Origin of the sequence: Burkholderia anthina, from assembly GCF_902498995.1 — a bacterium.
GTDB classification, from domain to species: Bacteria; Pseudomonadota; Gammaproteobacteria; order Burkholderiales; family Burkholderiaceae; genus Burkholderia; species Burkholderia anthina.
On record NZ_CABVLY010000003.1, the window covers coordinates 1 to 15,781 of the forward strand.

Consider the following 15,781-nt stretch of genomic DNA (forward strand, 5'->3'; position numbering starts at 1 on the left):
AGTAGCTCAGTTGGTAGAGCGCAACCTTGCCAAGGTTGAGGTCGCGAGTTCGAGACTCGTCTCCCGCTCCAGATTTTCTGGCGGCGTGTTGTACGGCAAGACGCTGCATGTGCAGGACAATGCGGGAGTAGCTCAGTTGGTAGAGCGCAACCTTGCCAAGGTTGAGGTCGCGAGTTCGAGACTCGTCTCCCGCTCCAAGTCATGGGGAAGCCAAGCTTCCCTTTTTATTTGATGGACTGATGGTCCTCGAATAAAAAATCTGTCAGTTGTCTTCATGGCATCCGGACAGTCCGCTTTTGGCGCGATAGCAAAGCGGTTATGCAGCGGCCTGCAAAGCCGTTTAGGCCGGTTCGACTCCGGCTCGCGCCTCCAGCATGAAAAGAAAAGCCCCGCTTCGGCGGGGCTTTTCTTTTTTCTGCATTTCTACCTACGCATCTATTCCTTCGGATACGGCAACGTCACCCGCTCGCGCGTCGATGTGCTATTGCCGTCGTCGTTGTAAATCACAAGTAGATGCTGACGCCCGACGGCGATGCAACAATGCGCTGCGACGGCTCGATTGATGGCACGTTGCCGCTGCCGGCGGGAGTGATGATAGCGGTGCGGGGCGGTCACACCGCCCGCGTCGTCGTGACCTTGTCGATCAACCATCCACCGGCTGCGCCGGCGTTTCGAGCCTGAGCTGATAGAACGCCGCGTCGAGCCAGCGGCCGAACTTGAATCCCGCTTCGGTGATCGTGCCCGAGTGCACGAAACCGAGTCGCGTATGCAGCGCGACGCTGCCGCCGTTGGTCGCGTCGATGCAGCCGACCAGCACGTGCACGCCGGCTTCGCGCGCACGCCGGATCAACTCGCGCAGCAGAAACTCGCCGAGCCCGCGGCCGCGATGGTCGCGATGCACATAGACGCTGTGTTCGACCGTGTACTTGAACGCGGGGAACGCACGGAACGTGCCCCAGCTCGCGAAGCCGACCAGCGTGCCTGCTTCGTCCACCGCGCCCACGACCGGAAAACCGCCCGCACGCTTCGTCGCGAACCACGTGACCATCGCTTCCGGCGGGCGCGGCCGGTAGTCGTACAGCGCGGTCGAGTTCACGATCGCCTCGTTGAGGATCTCGAGGATGGCGGCCGCATGCTCGGCTTCGCTGCAATCGATCAGGCGCACGTCGTCGCGCTGTTTCGGGGAATTCATACGGGCTCCTGCGCCTGTCGGCTTTGAACGAATGACGGATTACACATGCCGCGCGCCGGTGGCGGCGGATACATCGCAGATCGCAACGACATAACGTGCGGCCTGCGACGACGGGTTGCTGAAAATCAGCGGCTGATCGAGCCGCATGGCCAGGCAGTCGCCTTCGTGAAGTTCGTGAAGCTGCTCGCCGAAGGTGACGTCAACGCGCCCGTGGACGACCCACACCTGCTGATGCAGCGCGCTTTCGCGCCCGCCGCTGTCGTATGCGACGCGTGCGCCGGCCGGGAAGTCGACCTCGACGAGCTGAATCGGCGACGGCCAGCCGGGCGGCGACACATTGCGCCGCACATAACCGGACGCCGGATCGCGCCATTCGGCTTGCTGCGCGCGCCGTACCAGCGGTCGTGCGGGTGCGTCGTCGCGATCGCCGCCGAACAGTGCGGCCAATGACACGCCGAGGCCCGTCGCGAGCTTGTCGAGCACGACGGCCGTCGGGCTGGCCGACGCGCGCTCGATGAGCGAGATCATCGAACGACTGACGCCGGAGCGCGCGGCGAGCGCATCGAGCGTGTAGCCTCTCAGGGTGCGCAGGTCGCGCACGCGGCGGGCGATGCGTTCGTTGATGCCGGTATCGTCGGCAGTGGAGGTGGTCGTTTCCTGCATGATGGATTTATTTTCCAGCAAGATGGAATTCGCTGTCAACGGGATTCATCGTGGCTTGACGCTTGCCCGACGGCTATGTCGAGCGTAATATACGAAACGACTACATTTCGCTTAATTAGAGACATATGGGAATCATCAAGATATCCGAGCACATGCACGAACGGCTGCGCTCGACCAGCACGGCGTTGAGCCGCTCGATCAACGCGCAGGCGGAGCACTGGCTGCGGGTCGGGATGATGTCGGAACTCAATCCGTCGCTATCCTACGGCGACATCTGCCGGATGCTGATCGAGGCCGAAGCGCAGGGCGGCGATACCGGGCCGACGGAGTCGGTGGCACACGGCATCGAGCAGGTGGCGTAATGGCGAAGCGCGAAATCCCGATCCGCGGCGCCGCAGAAATCGCCAAGTCGCGCGAGGCTGCAAAGCTCGCGTCCCAGGTGCTGACGATGATCACCGAGCACGTGAAGCCGGGCGTCACCACCGACGACCTGGACGTACTCTGCCGCGAATACATCATCGACGAGCTCGGTGCGATTCCCGCGAACATCGGCTACCACGGCTATCCGAAGACGCTTTGCACGTCGGTCAACCACGTGGTCTGCCACGGCATTCCGTCGTCGCGGCCGTTGCGCGACGGCGACATCGTGAACCTCGATATCGCGGTGATCAAGGACGGCTGGTTCGGCGACACGAGCCGCATGTACTTCGCCGGTGAGCCGGGCGAACTCGCGCGTCGTCTCGTCGCGGCGACCTATGAGGCGATGCATGCGGGGATCCGCGCGGTTCGTCCGGGCGCGACGCTCGGTGACGTCGGCTACGCGATCCAGCAGGTCGCGCATCGCGAAGGGTTCAGCGTGGTCCGCGAGTACTGCGGCCACGGGATCGGCGACGTGTACCACGACGAGCCGCAGGTGCTGCACTACGGCCGCCCGGGCACCGGCGTGCCGCTGCGGCCGGGGATGATCTTCACGATCGAGCCGATGCTGAATGCGGGCAAGCGCGATACGCGCGTGCTGGCCGACGGCTGGACGGTCGTCACGAAGGACCATTCGCTGTCCGCACAATGGGAGCACATGGTCGTGGTGACGGAGCAGGGCTTCGAGGTGTTGACGGACGACGTGACGCCGCAGGCGTCCGAGGCGCTGTCCGGTACGCACGCGGCCTGACACGCGTAGCGGGCCGCGTGAAGCGGCGGTGCAACGAAAAAGGGCCCCGAACGGGGCCCTTCTGCATGTGTGGTCGCGCGGCGCCTTCCGCGCGCGCGACAGTCGCGACCGGCAGCGTAACGTTTATTGACCGCGTGCCTTGCCCCACGCGTGTTCGACGAACACGCGGCACAGCGCTTCCATCCCGTTGCGATCCTCGTCGTCGAAACGCGCGGCGACGGGGCTGTCGACGTCCCACACGCCGATCAGCGTGCCGTCGGCCGCGACCAGCGGCACGACGATTTCCGATTCCGACGCGGCGTCGCATGCGATATGGCCCGGGAATTCGTGCACGTCGCGCACGACTTGCGTCTCGCGGGTCTGCGCGGCCGTGCCGCACACGCCTTTGCCGAGCGCGATCCGCACGCACGCGGGCTTGCCCTGGAACGGCCCGACCACGAGCTCCGTTCCGTCGAAGAAATAGAAACCGGCCCAGTTCAGGCGATCGAGCGAGTGATAGACGAGCGCGGAGAAGTTCGCGGCGTTTGCGGTCAGGTCGCGTTCCGATTCGACGAGTGCGCGTGCCTGCTCGACGAGCGTCGCATAGAGTTCGGCCTTGGAGGCGTGAGGGTCGTTGGACAGCGTGAACATGGCGGGAATGCAATAAGGGTTGTGAAAAGCGCGATGCGCGTCCCGCAGTCTACGGCACGCGCGGCCCGTCTGCAGCGTCCGGTTCGTCATCGCGCGGCAGAAACGGCGGCGCAGACCGGCGCGAAGCCGGTCAATCGGGTTCGAGTTCGGCGAACCGCTCAGCCAGGAAATCGAGCAGCGCGCGCACCGCGGGCAGCAGTCCGCGCCGCGATGCGAACACCGCATGCACGATCTCGCGGCGCGGCGCCCAGTCCGGCAGCACGGTCGCGAGTTCGCCGCGTGCGACTTCGTCGCGCACCATCATGGTCGGCAACTGCACGATGCCTACGCCTGCAATGGCGGCCGCGCGCAGTGCGAGCATGCCGCCCGTCACGAAGCGCGGCTGGTGGTGGATTTCGGCCTGCGCGCCGTCGGGGCCGCGCAGCCGCCATACGTGCGAGGCTTGCGGCACGCCGTGATCGAGGCTCGGCAGGCGCGTGAGATCGGCAGGCACGGCGGGCATGCCGTGTTCGCGCAGCAACGCGGGGCTCGCGACGAGGCACTGGCCGCGCTCGGCCAGCACGCGCAGCGCGAGATCGCTGTCCTCCAGCGGCGGCGGGCGCACGCGGATCGCGACGTCGATCCCTTCGCCGACCACGTCGACGCGCCGGTTGGTCGCCTCCAGGTGAATCTCGATGCGCGGGCACGCGACCATGAACGCGGCGATCATCGTGCCGACCAGCGAGTCGAGCAGCACGACGGGGCAACTGACGCGCACGATGCCGCGCGGCTCCTCGTGCAGCAGCGCGATCGCTTCGTCGGCGGCATCCGCCTCGACGAGCATCGCGCGACAATGCGCGTAGTAGGTCTGGCCGACGTCGGTGACCGTGAAGCGGCGCGTCGAACGCTGGATCAGCCGCATCCCGAGCCGCGCCTCGAGCAGCGCGATACGGCGGCTCAGCTTCGATTTCGGCATGTTCAGCGCACGTCCGGCCGGCGCGAAGCCGCCGTGCTCGACGACTTGCACGAAGTAATAAAGATCGTTCAGATCCCGGTGGTTATCGTTCATGAAATAGAACGCTGAGTGCGATTTTGGCAGTCTACCGGATCGATCGTTCCGCCTCTATATTGCTACTCAGGATGCGAAACACGTGTTTCGCCGCAATTCGGAGAAGGCAAATGAAGAAGATCCAGGGTGTCTACAGTGCGCCGCGCGGCCATTGGGTCGGTGACGGTTTCCCGGTGCGTTCGATGTTCAGCTATCAGTCTCACGGTGCGCACCTGAGCCCGTTCCTGCTGCTCGACTACGCGGGTCCGGCGAACTTCGAGCCGGCTTCGGCACCGCGCGGGGTGGGCCAGCACCCGCACCGCGGCTTCGAAACGGTGACGATCGTCTATGACGGCGAAGTCGCACACCGCGACTCGACCGGCGCGGGCGGCACGATCGGCCCGGGCGACGTGCAGTGGATGACGGCCGGAAGCGGGATCCTGCACGAGGAATTCCACTCCGAAGCGTTCACGAAGCGGGGCGGTCCGCTCGAGATGGTGCAGTTGTGGGTGAACCTGCCCGCCGCCGACAAGATGAATGCGCCCGGCTATCAGACGATTCTGGCCGCCGACATCCCGGTGGTCGAACTGCCGGACGGCGCGGGTCGCGCGCGGATCATCGCGGGCGAATTCGACGGGCGGCGCGGCCCGGCCCGCACGCATACGCCGATCGACGTGTGGGACGTGCGGCTTGCGGCAGGCGGTCGTGTGCGGTTCCCGATCGCTGAAGGGCGTACGCTCGCGGTGGTCGTGCTGAGCGGTACGTTGCTGGTGAACGGCGAGACGGTCGCCCGCGAAGCGCAGTTCGTGCAACTGAGCCGCGACGGCCGCGACGTCGAGCTCGAAGCGAACGGCGACGCCAAGCTGCTGATCCTGAGCGGCGAGCCGATCGATGAACCGGTCGTCGGTTACGGGCCGTTCGTGATGAACTCGCAAGAGGAAATCCGGACCGCGATCGACGATTTCAACAGCGGCCGCTTCGGCCAGATGCCGGCATGACGGACAGGCCCCGCGCAATGCGGGGCCTTTTCATGCATGACAGCGGTGGTCGTGTGCCGCGTGCGCTTCGAGGCATAATCGATGGCTGTTCGCGCGCCGGCCGGCGCGCCCGAATCCGGACCGACCATGAACGCTTCCGCACCTGCCGCATCCCCGCGCGCCGACGATCTCGACTGGCGCTGGAAATCCTTCGACGCGCTGACGGCGCGTGAAATCTATTCGATCCTCGACGCACGCAGCGCCGTGTTCGTCGTCGAGCAGAACTGCGTGTATCGCGACATCGACGATGCGGACCAGGCTGCGTGGCACCTGGCTGCGTACGATGCGCAAGGGCGCGTTGCCGGCTACCTGCGCGTGCTGTTGCCGGATGCGCGGCACACCGACGTGCGTATCGGCCGCGTGCTGACGACCGCGCCGTTTCGCGGTGCGGGCCTCGGCAACGCGCTGCTGTCGCGCGCGCTCGAGCACATCCGGGCGCAATGGCCGGATACGACGGTGAGCCTGCATGCGCAGGCCCACTTGCAGCGTTTCTACGGAGCATTCGGCTTTACGCCGAACTCGGACGTGCACGACGAGGACGGCATTCCGCACGTGTGGATGACCCGCGCGCACGGCTGACGCGCCGCGCGCCGCGCCGTCAGTGGGCGGTGCGTGTCACCGACGGGCGCTCGGCATGCCGGGCGGCAACCCGCTCGTCGATCAAACGGCCGCGCGCCGACAGCCGCATCCAGTGCCGCAGCGCGATCAGCGCACCGATCACGCTCATCATCGAGCCGGGAATCCACAGCAGCAGGCCGCCGATCTGCTGGTCGCGCAGCGGGCTCAACCACGTGAACGCGCGTCCGCAGATCGAGTAGATCGGATACAGCTCGTGCGGCGTGAAGAAGATCAGCGCGCCGAGCGCGATCTGCGGCGGGATGGCCGCGACGACGATCAGGATCCGGCGGCCCGGCGACAGCCGCGCGGGCGGGGCGGGGCGCGGATCCACGACGAGCCACCAGAACAGCAGCCCGTCGATCACCATGCTCCAGTTCATCACGCGATACAGACGCCAGTCGAGCATCGCGACGAAGTGGATCGGCGACAGCAGCCAGAAATAGATCAGCCCGACGAACAGCACGACCGCGACGACCGGATGGAACACCACGTCGAGCGTCGCGCGCACGGGCGCCCACGCGAGCGCGGGACGCACGAAGCGCTGTCGCCAGCGAAACGGGATGCCCGCGCGGATCGCCGCGCCCGGGTAAGAAAGCGCGATGAAGAACGGCCCCAGGTGGTGCAGCACGAGGTGCTGCGCGCGGTGCATGAAGAATTCGTGCTCGAAGAAATAGTCGAGCCGCGTATGCAGCGCGATGTAGAGCGCCGTCAGCCCGAACCAGAACGAGAACTGCCGCAGCGGCGTCACCTTCGCCTTCTTCACGCCGCGCGCGAACAGCACGGCGGCCGTCAGCACCGCGATGACCACGGTCGGCGACGGTTCCCACGGATCGAGCCAGTACAGGACGTTCATCGCGCGCGCATCACTTCGCCTGGGCCGGCGACTTCACGGCGAACGGCGTGTCGACGGTTTCGCCGTCGGAGAACTTCAGGCGCAGGTGCACGGTGTCGCCCGGCTTGATCGTGTGCTTCGGCTCCTCGAGCATGAAGTGATAGCCGCCCGGCGCGATGTCGACCTTGCCGCGGGCGGGGATCGTCAGCTTGTCGACCATTTCCATCTTCTGCGTCGAGCCGTTCGACACGGTCTGGTGCAGCATCGCCATCCCGTAGTCGGGGCTGTCGACATCGACGAGATCGACCGGTTTGTCGCTCGTGTTGACGAGCGTCACGTAGCCGCCCGCGGGCAACTGGTTCGGCAGCCAGCGCACCCACGCATTCTGCGCGGTGATCGCGCCGGCGGCATAGGCGTGCGCGCCGGTACACAGTGCGGCGAGGAGGGCGAACGTCTTGAGGGTCGTCTTCATGTCGGAATTCAGGTGGTGGAGGCAGTGTCGATGATCCGGCGCACATCGGCGGCGATGGCGTCGGGCGAATCGCGGTCGGTCGCGAGCAGGCGCGCGCGGCCGTTTGCGTCGAAGATGTAGACGGCCGAGCTGTGCGTGACTTCGTAGCCGCCGGACGGATCGCGCTTTTCCATCTGGTACGCGACGCGATAGCGCTTCGCGAGCGATTCGATCTGGCCGTCGGTGCCGGTCAGCCCGCGTGCGTGCGCGGCGTCGAACGCGGCGACGTACGACTGCATCGCCTGCGGCGTGTCGCGCGCCGGATCGACCGAGACGAACAGGATGCGCACGTCGCTGGCCTGCGGGCCGAGCTTCGCGAGCACTTCCATCAGCCGCGCCATCGTTTCGGGGCAGACGTCCGGACAGTGCGTGTAGCCGAAGTACACGAGCGCGACGCGACCGCGAAATGCGTCGGCATGCACGGGGCGGCCGTCGCCGCCGGTCAGCGTGAACGACAGGTCGGGCAGGTGGCCGGTGACGTTGGTCAGGCGCCAGTTCGGCGCGTCGTGCGTGCAGGCGGCGAGCGCGACGGTGGCGGCCAGCGCCGCGACCGTGCGGATGAAGCGGTTGAGGCGCCGGGGCGGCGCGGAACGGGCAGACGACATCCTGGGGCTCGATCGGATGGAACGGTCGTCGGCCGGCGCGGCGCCATGCGTCGCGCGGCCGGCGGTTGCCGACTGTAGCGCACTTCCCGCGCCGGCGTCCTTTCGAAAACCGTACGGGCAGGCGAGCGGGGCAATATGTCGCAGTTGACGCGACGCGCGGCGCAAGGCCCGCAATCCGGCGGTTTCGCCCATCTCGGTACTCAGGCGCGGTAAGATGCGCACAATTCCATTCGCGCAGCGGCGGCCCGGCGTTTGCCGGTCGCCCCTCAGACTATCGAATCGATGCAATCCGTTCCGGCTTCCCTGTCCCTGACCGATACCGCGTTCTTCTTCGACTTCGACGGCACGCTCGTCGAGCTGGCACCGACGCCCGACAGCATCCATGTGCCGCCGTCGCTGCTGACGCTGCTCGATGAACTGCGGCGCCGCTCGCACGGCGCCGTCGCGATCGTGTCGGGTCGCGGTATCGACAACCTCGACACCTTCCTGAACATGCCCGGCCTGCCGATCGCCGGCCTGCACGGCGCCGAGCGGCGCGATGCGAACGGCGACACGCAGCGCATCGGCTTCAACGACGAACGGCTGCTGCGCATCGAGCGCGAGCTCGCGTCCGTCGTCGACCGTCATCCGGGCATGCTGCTCGAAATCAAGGGTGCGGCCGTCGCGCTGCACTACCGCAATGCGCCCGAGCGCGAGCCGGTCGCACGCGAGGCGGCCGAGCGCCTGGTTGCCGAATATGCCGATGCGTACGTGCTGCAGCCCGGCAAGATGGTGTTCGAGATCAAGCCGAAGGGCGTCGACAAGGGCCGTGCGCTGGCCGCCTTTCTCGACGAGCCGCCGTTCGCGGGCCGCGTGGCGCTGTTCGCGGGCGACGACCTGACCGACGAGAAGGGCTTCGCGGTGGTCAACGCGCGCGGCGGCCTGTCGATCAAGATCGGCGCGGGCGAGACGTCGGCCCGGACGCGGCTCGACTCGGTCGACGCGCTGCACGCGCAGATCGCGCGCTGGCTCGACGCGGAGCAGCCGGGCGCATGAGCCGACTCATCATCGTTTCAAACCGCGTCGCCCCGATTTCGGAAGGCGAACCGGCGGCGGGCGGCCTCGCGATCGGTGTCTACGATGCGCTGAAGGAGACGGGCGGCATGTGGTTCGGCTGGAGCGGCGAGGTGGTCGCGTCCGGGGCGCCGCAGATCCGTATCGAGGAGCGCGGGCCCGTGACGTTCGCGACCGTCGGTCTGTCGCGCCGCGATTACGACCAGTATTACCGCGGCTTCTCGAACGCGACGCTGTGGCCGGCCTTCCACTATCGCGCGGATCTGATCCAGTACGATCGCCACGAATTCGACGGCTACAGCCGCGTGAACGTCTGGCTCGCGCAGCAGCTCGTGCCGCTGTTGCAGGACGACGACGTGATCTGGGTGCACGACTATCACCTGATCCCGTTCGCGCGTGCGCTGCGCGCCGCCGGCGTGAAGAATCGCATCGGCTTTTTCCTGCATATCCCGTTTCCGGCCGCGCAAGTGCTCGTCAACGTGCCGCCGCATCGCGAGCTCGTCGAATCGCTGTGCGCGTTCGACCTGCTCGGCTTTCAGACCGAGCCCGACCTGCGCGCATTCTGCGACTACATCGAGTTCGAGGCGGCCGGCGAAGCGGCGCGCGAAGGGCGCACGGTGCGCGTGAGCGCGTTCGGCAAGACGCTGCGGGCGGCCGCCTATCCGATCGGCGTGTATCCGGACGAGATCGCGTCGCTCGCGCAGGCGGGCGAGCATGGCAAGGCGGTGCGCACGCTGGCGACGTCGCTGCGCGGGCGCCAGCTGATCATGAGCGTCGACCGGCTCGACTATTCGAAGGGGCTCGTCGAGCGGTTCCGCGCGTTCGAAAAGTTGCTGGAGCATCAGGCGTCGATTCGCAACCGCGTGTCGTTCCTGCAGATCGCGCCGTCGACGCGCGCCGACCTGCGCGCATACCAGGACATCCGCCTGCAGCTCGAAGCGGAGTCGGGCCGCATCAACGGCCGCTACGCGGAGCTCGACTGGGCGCCGATCCTCTACATTCATCGCCAGTACGACCGGCAGGTGCTCGCCGCGCTGTACCGGCTGGCGCGCGTGGGGTTCGTGACGCCGCTGCGCGACGGGATGAATCTCGTCGCGAAGGAGTACGTGTCCGCGCAGAATCCGGACGATCCGGGCGTGCTCGTGCTGTCGCGCTTCGCGGGGGCCGCGCGCGAGCTGACGGGCGCGCTGATCGTCAATCCGATCGATATCGACGGGATGGCCGATGCGCTGTCGCAGGCGCTGACGATGCCGCTCGTCGAACGGCGAGCGCGTTACGCGGACATGATCGCGCAGCTGCGCGAGAACAACGTGTCGGTGTGGCGCGACAACTTCCTGCGCGACCTGCAGCACGTGTAGCCGGCACGCTGCGTGACGAGATGAGGGATGAAAAAAGCCGCCGTGCGTCGAGCACGGCGGCTTTTTTATCGGGTGCGCGCCGCGGCGTCAGGCCGCGCGTTCGCCGGTCGGCGTGGTGCCGTCGGGGGCGTGATGACGGCCGTGCTGCTTCGCGAGCAGGTCGCGGTACAGGCCCGGACGATTGCGCAGCACGTCGGGGTTGCCGTCGTCGATCACCTTGCCGTTGTTCATCACGATGATCCGGTCGAAGTTGCGCAGCGTCGACAGCCGGTGCGCGATCGCGATCACCGTGCGGCCGACCATCAGGCGGTCGAGCGCGGCCTGGATCGCTTCTTCCGATGCGCTGTCGAGCGCGGAGGTTGCTTCGTCGAGCAGCAGGATCGGTGCGTCTTTCAGGATCGCGCGCGCGATCGCGATGCGCTGGCGCTGGCCGCCCGACAGCTTCACGCCGCGATCGCCGACGATCGTGTCGTAGCCTTCCGGCATCGCCTCGATGAATTCCGCGCAGCGCGCGTCGCGCGCGGCGGCGAGCACTTCCTCGCGGGTCGCCTCGGGGCGGCCGTACGCGATGTTGTCGTAGATGGTCCGGTGCAGCAGCGAGATGTCCTGCGGCACGAGCGCGATCGCGTGGCGCAGGCTGTCCTGCGTGATGCCCTTCACGTCCTGGCCGTCGACCTTCACGGCGCCGTCCTGCGTGTCGTAGAAGCGTTGCAGCAGCGCGAGCACGGTCGACTTGCCGGCGCCCGACTTGCCGATCAGGCCGACGCGCTGGCCCGGTTCGATATGCAGGTCGAAGTGGTCGAGGATCGCGCGGCGGTGCGGATACGCGAAGGTCACGCGTTCGAAGTCGACGCGCCCGCCCTTGGCCGACAGCGGCTGCGCATCGGAGCGGTCCGGCATCCCGTGCGGCTCGAGCAGCGTCTTCACGGCTTCGGACAGGCGCGCCACGTGCTGCGTGACGTCGACCAGCGCGACCGCGAGGTCGCGCGTGCCGTGCAGGATCGTGAAGCCGAGCGAGCTGACGAGCACGATGTCGCCGGAGGTCGCGCGGCCCTGGTCCCACAGCCACAGCGCCCAGCCGAGCAGGCCGGCCGACAGCATCGCGGTGATCACCGCGTGCAGCAGGCGCAGCTTCTCGAGATAGAGCAGGCTTTGCTGGCGCGCGTCCATCTCGGCCTTGACCGTTGCGCCGAAGCGCTTCTGTTCGCGCAGCGTCATCCCGAATGCGCGCACGAGGCCCATGTTGCCGATCACGTCGACGAGCTCGCCGTCGACCGCGGCCGCCTTCGACGCGAACGCGTGGTGGCGCGCGGAGCCGCGCCCGGCGAGCTTGAACAGCACGATGGCGAGCACGGCCGAGCAGCCGAGCAGGCCGGCGGCCATCAGCGGGTTCACGACGATGATCATCAGGATCGCGCCCATCACCGCGATGCACGGCGGCAGCACGTTCCACGCCATCGTGTTCTCGGACGTATAGACGGCGTTCGACGTGGCGGTGATGCGGCTCGCGAGCGTGCCGGGCTGCTTCTCCGAGTAGTACGTCGGCGAATGGCCGCTCAGATACTGGAACAGGTCGCGCCGCAGGTCGCCGGTGACCGCGACGAAGGTGTGCGCGGCGACCCAGCCGCCGACGCGCCACAACAGGTTGTCGGCCGCGATCAGCCCGACGAGCAGCGCGAAGGCGCTCCACAGCGGGCCCGGATGATGGCGCCCGGCCGCGAGCACGTCGATCAGGTGCTTGATCGCGTATTGCGAGCCGAGCGCGCAGCCGACGGCGGCCAGCACGCTGCAGAGCACGATGAGGTGCGCGACGGGATGCAGGCGGATGTAGCGGAACAGGAACGCGATCGGCCGATGCGCGTAGCTCGACAGCTTCGCGTTATGGGCGTTGCGCTGGGCAGGGGTGAGAGATTCCAAAATATGCGTGCGGTGATTCGGTGATTGAGCGTGGCGGCTGGATCGCAGCCGGCGATCGCCCGGACTGAATAATCCGGCATTGTAAACAAGGCCGTGCATTGCGCATGCGCGAATCTTGCCTTGGTCAGGGGCGTGCGATCAATTTTGAGATAAAATCCGGCATCCGTCCTGCCGCATATGCCGGAATCGCATGCCGACAGCGACGAGATGACTCGGAGCGCCAAAAGGGCCTTCCACTCTAGAACGGACACCCAAGTCCGCGGGTTGCAAAGTGTTGCGCCTTTGTAACAAAGTAAAGTGTTTGAAATGTTGTGCGCCGTATCGGGATTAACCCTAGATAATCGGCTCCGGGTTCGATTCCAGGTTTTTTACGAACCCCTGTCAACGGGTCTTCGTTTCAAACGTTCTATGCCTGTCGCGTCACCGACGCTCCTTGAGCAGCGCGGGTTTCGACGCTCCCGGCAGGCTGATTCGTCCGATGGTCGGACGAAATGCATCCAGCCCGGACTGCCGGCAGGTTGCCGACCCATACCTGGTTTTTTGCCGATTTTTTAGGAGTTACGCATGCGAATCGCCCAAATCGCTCCGTTGCACGAAGCGGTTCCCCCGAAGCTGTACGGTGGTACCGAGCGAGTGGTGTCTTATCTGACCGAAGCACTTGTCGAGATGGGGCATGACGTCACGCTCTTCGCGAGCGGCGATTCGCAAACTTCCGCGAAGCTCGAAGCGTGCTGGCCGCAGGCGCTGCGCCTCGACCCGACGATCCGCGACGTGATGGCGCCGCACATGCTGCTCCTCGAGCAGGTGCGCCGCCGCGCGGAAGAGTTCGACGTCCTGCACTGCCACATCGACTACTACCCGTTCTCGCTGTTCTCGCGCCAGCCGGTTCCGCATCTGACGACGATGCACGGCCGTCTCGACCTGCCGGAACTGCAGCCGATCTTCAACGCATTCAGCGACGTGCCGGTCGTATCGATCTCCGACAACCAGCGCATTCCGCTGCCGCAGGCGAACTGGCTGTCGACCGTCTATCACGGCCTGCCGGAAAACCTGCTGACGCCGATCCCGAACGTGAAGCCGAGCTACCTCGCGTTCCTCGGCCGCATCTCGCCGGAAAAGCGCGTCGACACGGCCATCCGCATCGCCGAGCAGGCCGGCCTGCCGATCAAGATCGCCGCGAAGCTCGACAAGGCCGACCGCGCGTACTACGAAGAGAAGATCAAGCCGCTGTTCGCGCTGCCGCACGTCGAGTACATCGGCGAAATCAGCGAGTCGGAAAAGACCGAATTCCTGGGCAATGCGCATGCGCTGCTGTTCCCGATCGACTGGCCGGAGCCTTTCGGTCTGGTGATGATCGAAGCGATGGCATGCGGCACGCCGGTGATCGCGTTCAAGCGCGGCTCGGTGCCGGAAGTGATCGACAACGGCGTGTCGGGCTTCGTCGTCGAAGACGAACTGTCGGCCGTCGCGGCGCTCAAGCGCCTCGATACGCTGCCGCGCGAGAAGGTTCGCGCTGCGTTCGAAGCACGTTTCTCGTCGAAGGTGATGGCGGAGAACTACGTGAAGGGCTACGAAGAACTGCTGCGCCAGAAGCACCGCACGGTGCTGCGCGAAGTCAACGCAAGCTGATGCCGGGCTGCCGGCCGCGCAGGTGCGCGGCCGTCACCGACGCCCCGTCCGGGTTTCCGGCGGGGCGTTGTCACATCTGCGGCGCGGATCTGTTGTATTCTCGCCGCGCCCGGCGCCGCGAACGGCCCCGGAAGCGGTCCGGCGCGCCATCCCGCCGTCTGTCCAGACGGTAATGTCCCTATAATGGCCGTGCCGTGAAATCCGGCCCCCCGCACGAACATCGAGAGGAGAGCAGTCTTGGCGAGAACGAAAACCACGCGCGCAGCGCCGGCCCCCGGCGCCGGCGTGATCTTCGCGTTGCGCGCGATCGGTCTCGTGCTGTTCGCGCGCTGGCTGTTCTCGATGTCCCAGATGGGCTATCGCGCGTCGCTGTCGGCGATGGTGTCGTCGCCCTGGGCGTTCGTCTACCTCGTGCTGATCTTCCTGCTGCTGGCGCTGCCGGGCGCCGCCGCGCGCGCCGAGCGGCCGTTTCATCCGCTGCCGCAGTGGCTGCGCCAGGCGTTGCGCGTCTTCGCGCTGATCGGTTTCCTGTTTGCCGTGTGGTCGATCGGCGCGTTCGCGTGGACGGCCGGCTGGCGGCGCGCACTGCACGCGGTGACGGCGACCAACGGCTGGCTCGTCGCCGCGCCGGCGCTCTATGCGGCGATCGTGTGGATGTGTCGCCCGCGGCCGCTGTGGCGCACCAACGTGGCTGCCCGCCGCTTCGCGGTCGGCCGCTATGCGATTTCGCTCGACACCCTCACGCGTACCGCGATCGTCTGGATGGAAAGCCGCAAGGTCGGCCAATACGACGCGCGCGAGCTGTCGGTGCGCTGGCCCGGCCGGGCCGCGCCCGCCGCTGGCGAGCAGGGTGCGCAGCCGGCGGCGGTGCCGCCGCGTCGCGGCAGCCCGTTCCGGCGGCCGAAGGTCGAGTTGCTGTGGGATTCGCCGGCGGCCGTCGGCCATAACCGGCAGATCGTGATGCGCACGCCGCTCGCGACCGAGGGCGACCGCGTCGCCGTGCTCGCGCTCGACGCGGCGCTCAAGCAGATCGTCTGACACGGCCTGCGCGGCGCGCAGGCGACAAGGAGGCGCAATGATCGTCCGTTGGTTGCTGGCAGCCGTTCATCTGATGGCGTTCGGCGTCGCGTTCGCCGCGATCGCAGCGCGCAACCGTGCGCTGCGCCGGGTCATCGCGTCGGTGCAGGCGGCCGACCTGCCGGGCGTATTCAAGGCCGATGCCGTGTGGGGATTGTCCGCGCTGGTGTTGATCGCGACGGGGCTCGCGCGCGCGTTCGGCGGCTTCGAGAAAGGCGCCGCGTACTATCTTCACGAGCCGCTTTTCCATATCAAGATGACCGCGCTCGTGCTGATCCTGCTGCTCGAGATCGCGCCGATGCTCGGGCTGATCCGTTGGCGCGTCGCCGCGCGGCGACAGCAGATGCCCGATCTCGGCCGCGCGCCAACCTATGTGCGCATCGGCCATTGGCAGGCCGTGCTGATCATGGTCATCGTGTTCGCCGCATCGGGAATGGCGCGGGGGATCGGAGCAGGCGGGTAGA

17 protein-coding genes and 2 tRNA genes are annotated in these 15,781 nt (G+C 66.9%); 11 read left to right on the plus strand and 8 right to left on the minus strand.

What is annotated here, in order from left to right:
• Positions 1-121 precede the first annotated feature (121 nt).
• Together BME24068_RS05170 and BME24068_RS05175 are read left to right on the plus strand one after the other, a co-directional pair.
• A tRNA-Gly gene (locus BME24068_RS05170) sits at positions 122-197 on the plus strand.
• Between the two features lie 101 nt (positions 198-298).
• A tRNA-Cys gene (locus BME24068_RS05175) sits at positions 299-372 on the plus strand.
• Between the two features lie 271 nt (positions 373-643).
• Here the strand turns inward: BME24068_RS05175 and BME24068_RS05180 are convergent.
• The gene (locus BME24068_RS05180; RefSeq protein ID WP_096507511.1) at positions 644-1,192 is read right to left on the minus strand and encodes a GNAT family N-acetyltransferase; all 549 of its coding nucleotides are present in this window, start codon (positions 1,190-1,192) and stop codon (positions 644-646) included.
• Between the two features lie 39 nt (positions 1,193-1,231).
• The gene (locus tag BME24068_RS05185; RefSeq protein WP_174925373.1) at positions 1,232-1,855 is read right to left on the minus strand and encodes a helix-turn-helix domain-containing protein; all 624 of its coding nucleotides are present in this window, start codon (positions 1,853-1,855) and stop codon (positions 1,232-1,234) included.
• 125 nt (positions 1,856-1,980) lie between these two features.
• Between BME24068_RS05185 and BME24068_RS05190 the strand changes: the two genes are divergently transcribed.
• Complete coding sequence (locus tag BME24068_RS05190; protein WP_096507509.1) at positions 1,981-2,217, plus strand: ParD-like family protein; 237 nt, start codon at positions 1,981-1,983, stop codon at positions 2,215-2,217.
• Positions 2,217-3,023 (plus strand): type I methionyl aminopeptidase, encoded by an 807-nt coding sequence (gene map, locus BME24068_RS05195; RefSeq protein WP_096507508.1) that lies wholly within the window; start codon positions 2,217-2,219, stop codon positions 3,021-3,023. The genes BME24068_RS05190 and map overlap by 1 nt, the downstream gene beginning before the upstream one ends.
• 123 nt (positions 3,024-3,146) lie before the next feature.
• Here map and BME24068_RS05200 read toward each other — a convergent pair whose 3' ends face one another.
• Both BME24068_RS05200 and BME24068_RS05205 read right to left on the minus strand, forming a co-directional pair.
• A complete protein-coding gene (locus BME24068_RS05200; protein ID WP_096507507.1) occupies positions 3,147-3,653 on the minus strand; it encodes a GAF domain-containing protein in 507 nt (168 codons plus the stop codon).
• Between the two features lie 130 nt (positions 3,654-3,783).
• The gene (locus tag BME24068_RS05205) at positions 3,784-4,701 is read right to left on the minus strand and encodes a LysR family transcriptional regulator (protein ID WP_174925374.1); all 918 of its coding nucleotides are present in this window, start codon (positions 4,699-4,701) and stop codon (positions 3,784-3,786) included.
• 110 nt (positions 4,702-4,811) lie between these two features.
• Between BME24068_RS05205 and BME24068_RS05210 the strand changes: the two genes are divergently transcribed.
• Together BME24068_RS05210 and BME24068_RS05215 are read left to right on the plus strand one after the other, a co-directional pair.
• On the plus strand, positions 4,812-5,678 hold the full coding sequence (locus BME24068_RS05210) for a pirin family protein (RefSeq protein WP_174925375.1): 867 nt from the start codon (positions 4,812-4,814) through the stop codon (positions 5,676-5,678).
• A 126-nt stretch (positions 5,679-5,804) separates the two neighbouring features.
• Complete coding sequence (locus BME24068_RS05215; RefSeq protein ID WP_174925376.1) at positions 5,805-6,296, plus strand: GNAT family N-acetyltransferase; 492 nt, start codon at positions 5,805-5,807, stop codon at positions 6,294-6,296.
• A 19-nt stretch (positions 6,297-6,315) separates the two neighbouring features.
• Here the strand turns inward: BME24068_RS05215 and BME24068_RS05220 are convergent, their stop codons facing one another.
• The 3 genes from BME24068_RS05220 to BME24068_RS05230 are packed head-to-tail and all read right to left on the minus strand — an operon-like array spanning position 6,316 to position 8,283.
• On the minus strand, positions 6,316-7,188 hold the full coding sequence (locus BME24068_RS05220) for a cytochrome c oxidase assembly protein (RefSeq protein ID WP_174925377.1): 873 nt from the start codon (positions 7,186-7,188) through the stop codon (positions 6,316-6,318).
• Between the two features lie 10 nt (positions 7,189-7,198).
• Positions 7,199-7,639 carry a copper chaperone PCu(A)C gene (locus tag BME24068_RS05225; RefSeq protein ID WP_096507503.1) on the minus strand — a complete coding sequence of 147 codons (441 nt, stop codon included), beginning with the start codon at positions 7,637-7,639 and terminating at the stop codon, positions 7,199-7,201.
• Positions 7,640-7,647: 8 nt separating this feature from the next.
• Positions 7,648-8,283 carry an SCO family protein gene (locus tag BME24068_RS05230; RefSeq protein WP_174925378.1) on the minus strand — a complete coding sequence of 212 codons (636 nt, stop codon included), beginning with the start codon at positions 8,281-8,283 and terminating at the stop codon, positions 7,648-7,650.
• Positions 8,284-8,565: 282 nt separating this feature from the next.
• Between BME24068_RS05230 and otsB the strand changes: the two genes are divergently transcribed.
• Both otsB and otsA read left to right on the plus strand, forming a co-directional pair.
• A complete protein-coding gene (gene otsB / locus BME24068_RS05235; RefSeq protein ID WP_174925379.1) occupies positions 8,566-9,318 on the plus strand; it encodes a trehalose-phosphatase in 753 nt (250 codons plus the stop codon).
• On the plus strand, positions 9,315-10,694 hold the full coding sequence (otsA, locus tag BME24068_RS05240; protein WP_174925380.1) for an alpha,alpha-trehalose-phosphate synthase (UDP-forming): 1,380 nt from the start codon (positions 9,315-9,317) through the stop codon (positions 10,692-10,694). Before otsB ends, otsA begins: the two co-directional genes overlap by 4 nt.
• Before the next feature lie 87 nt (positions 10,695-10,781).
• On the opposite strand, the gene BME24068_RS05245 is transcribed toward otsA, so the two are convergent.
• Positions 10,782-12,611: an ABC transporter ATP-binding protein gene (locus tag BME24068_RS05245; protein ID WP_174925381.1), complete on the minus strand. Its 1,830-nt coding sequence runs from the start codon at positions 12,609-12,611 to the stop codon at positions 10,782-10,784.
• A 564-nt stretch (positions 12,612-13,175) separates the two neighbouring features.
• On the opposite strand from BME24068_RS05245, the gene BME24068_RS05250 reads away from it, so the two are divergent.
• From BME24068_RS05250 to BME24068_RS05260, 3 genes are all read left to right on the plus strand, one after another.
• Positions 13,176-14,240, plus strand: a complete 1,065-nt coding sequence (locus BME24068_RS05250) for a glycosyltransferase family 4 protein (RefSeq protein ID WP_174925382.1) — start codon at positions 13,176-13,178, stop codon at positions 14,238-14,240.
• Positions 14,241-14,477: 237 nt separating this feature from the next.
• Positions 14,478-15,278 (plus strand): hypothetical protein, encoded by an 801-nt coding sequence (locus tag BME24068_RS05255; protein WP_096507497.1) that lies wholly within the window; start codon positions 14,478-14,480, stop codon positions 15,276-15,278.
• Between the two features lie 37 nt (positions 15,279-15,315).
• Positions 15,316-15,780, plus strand: coding sequence for a DUF2214 family protein (locus BME24068_RS05260; RefSeq protein WP_174925383.1), 465 nt, complete (start codon positions 15,316-15,318; stop codon positions 15,778-15,780).
• Position 15,781: the final 1 nt, after the last annotated feature.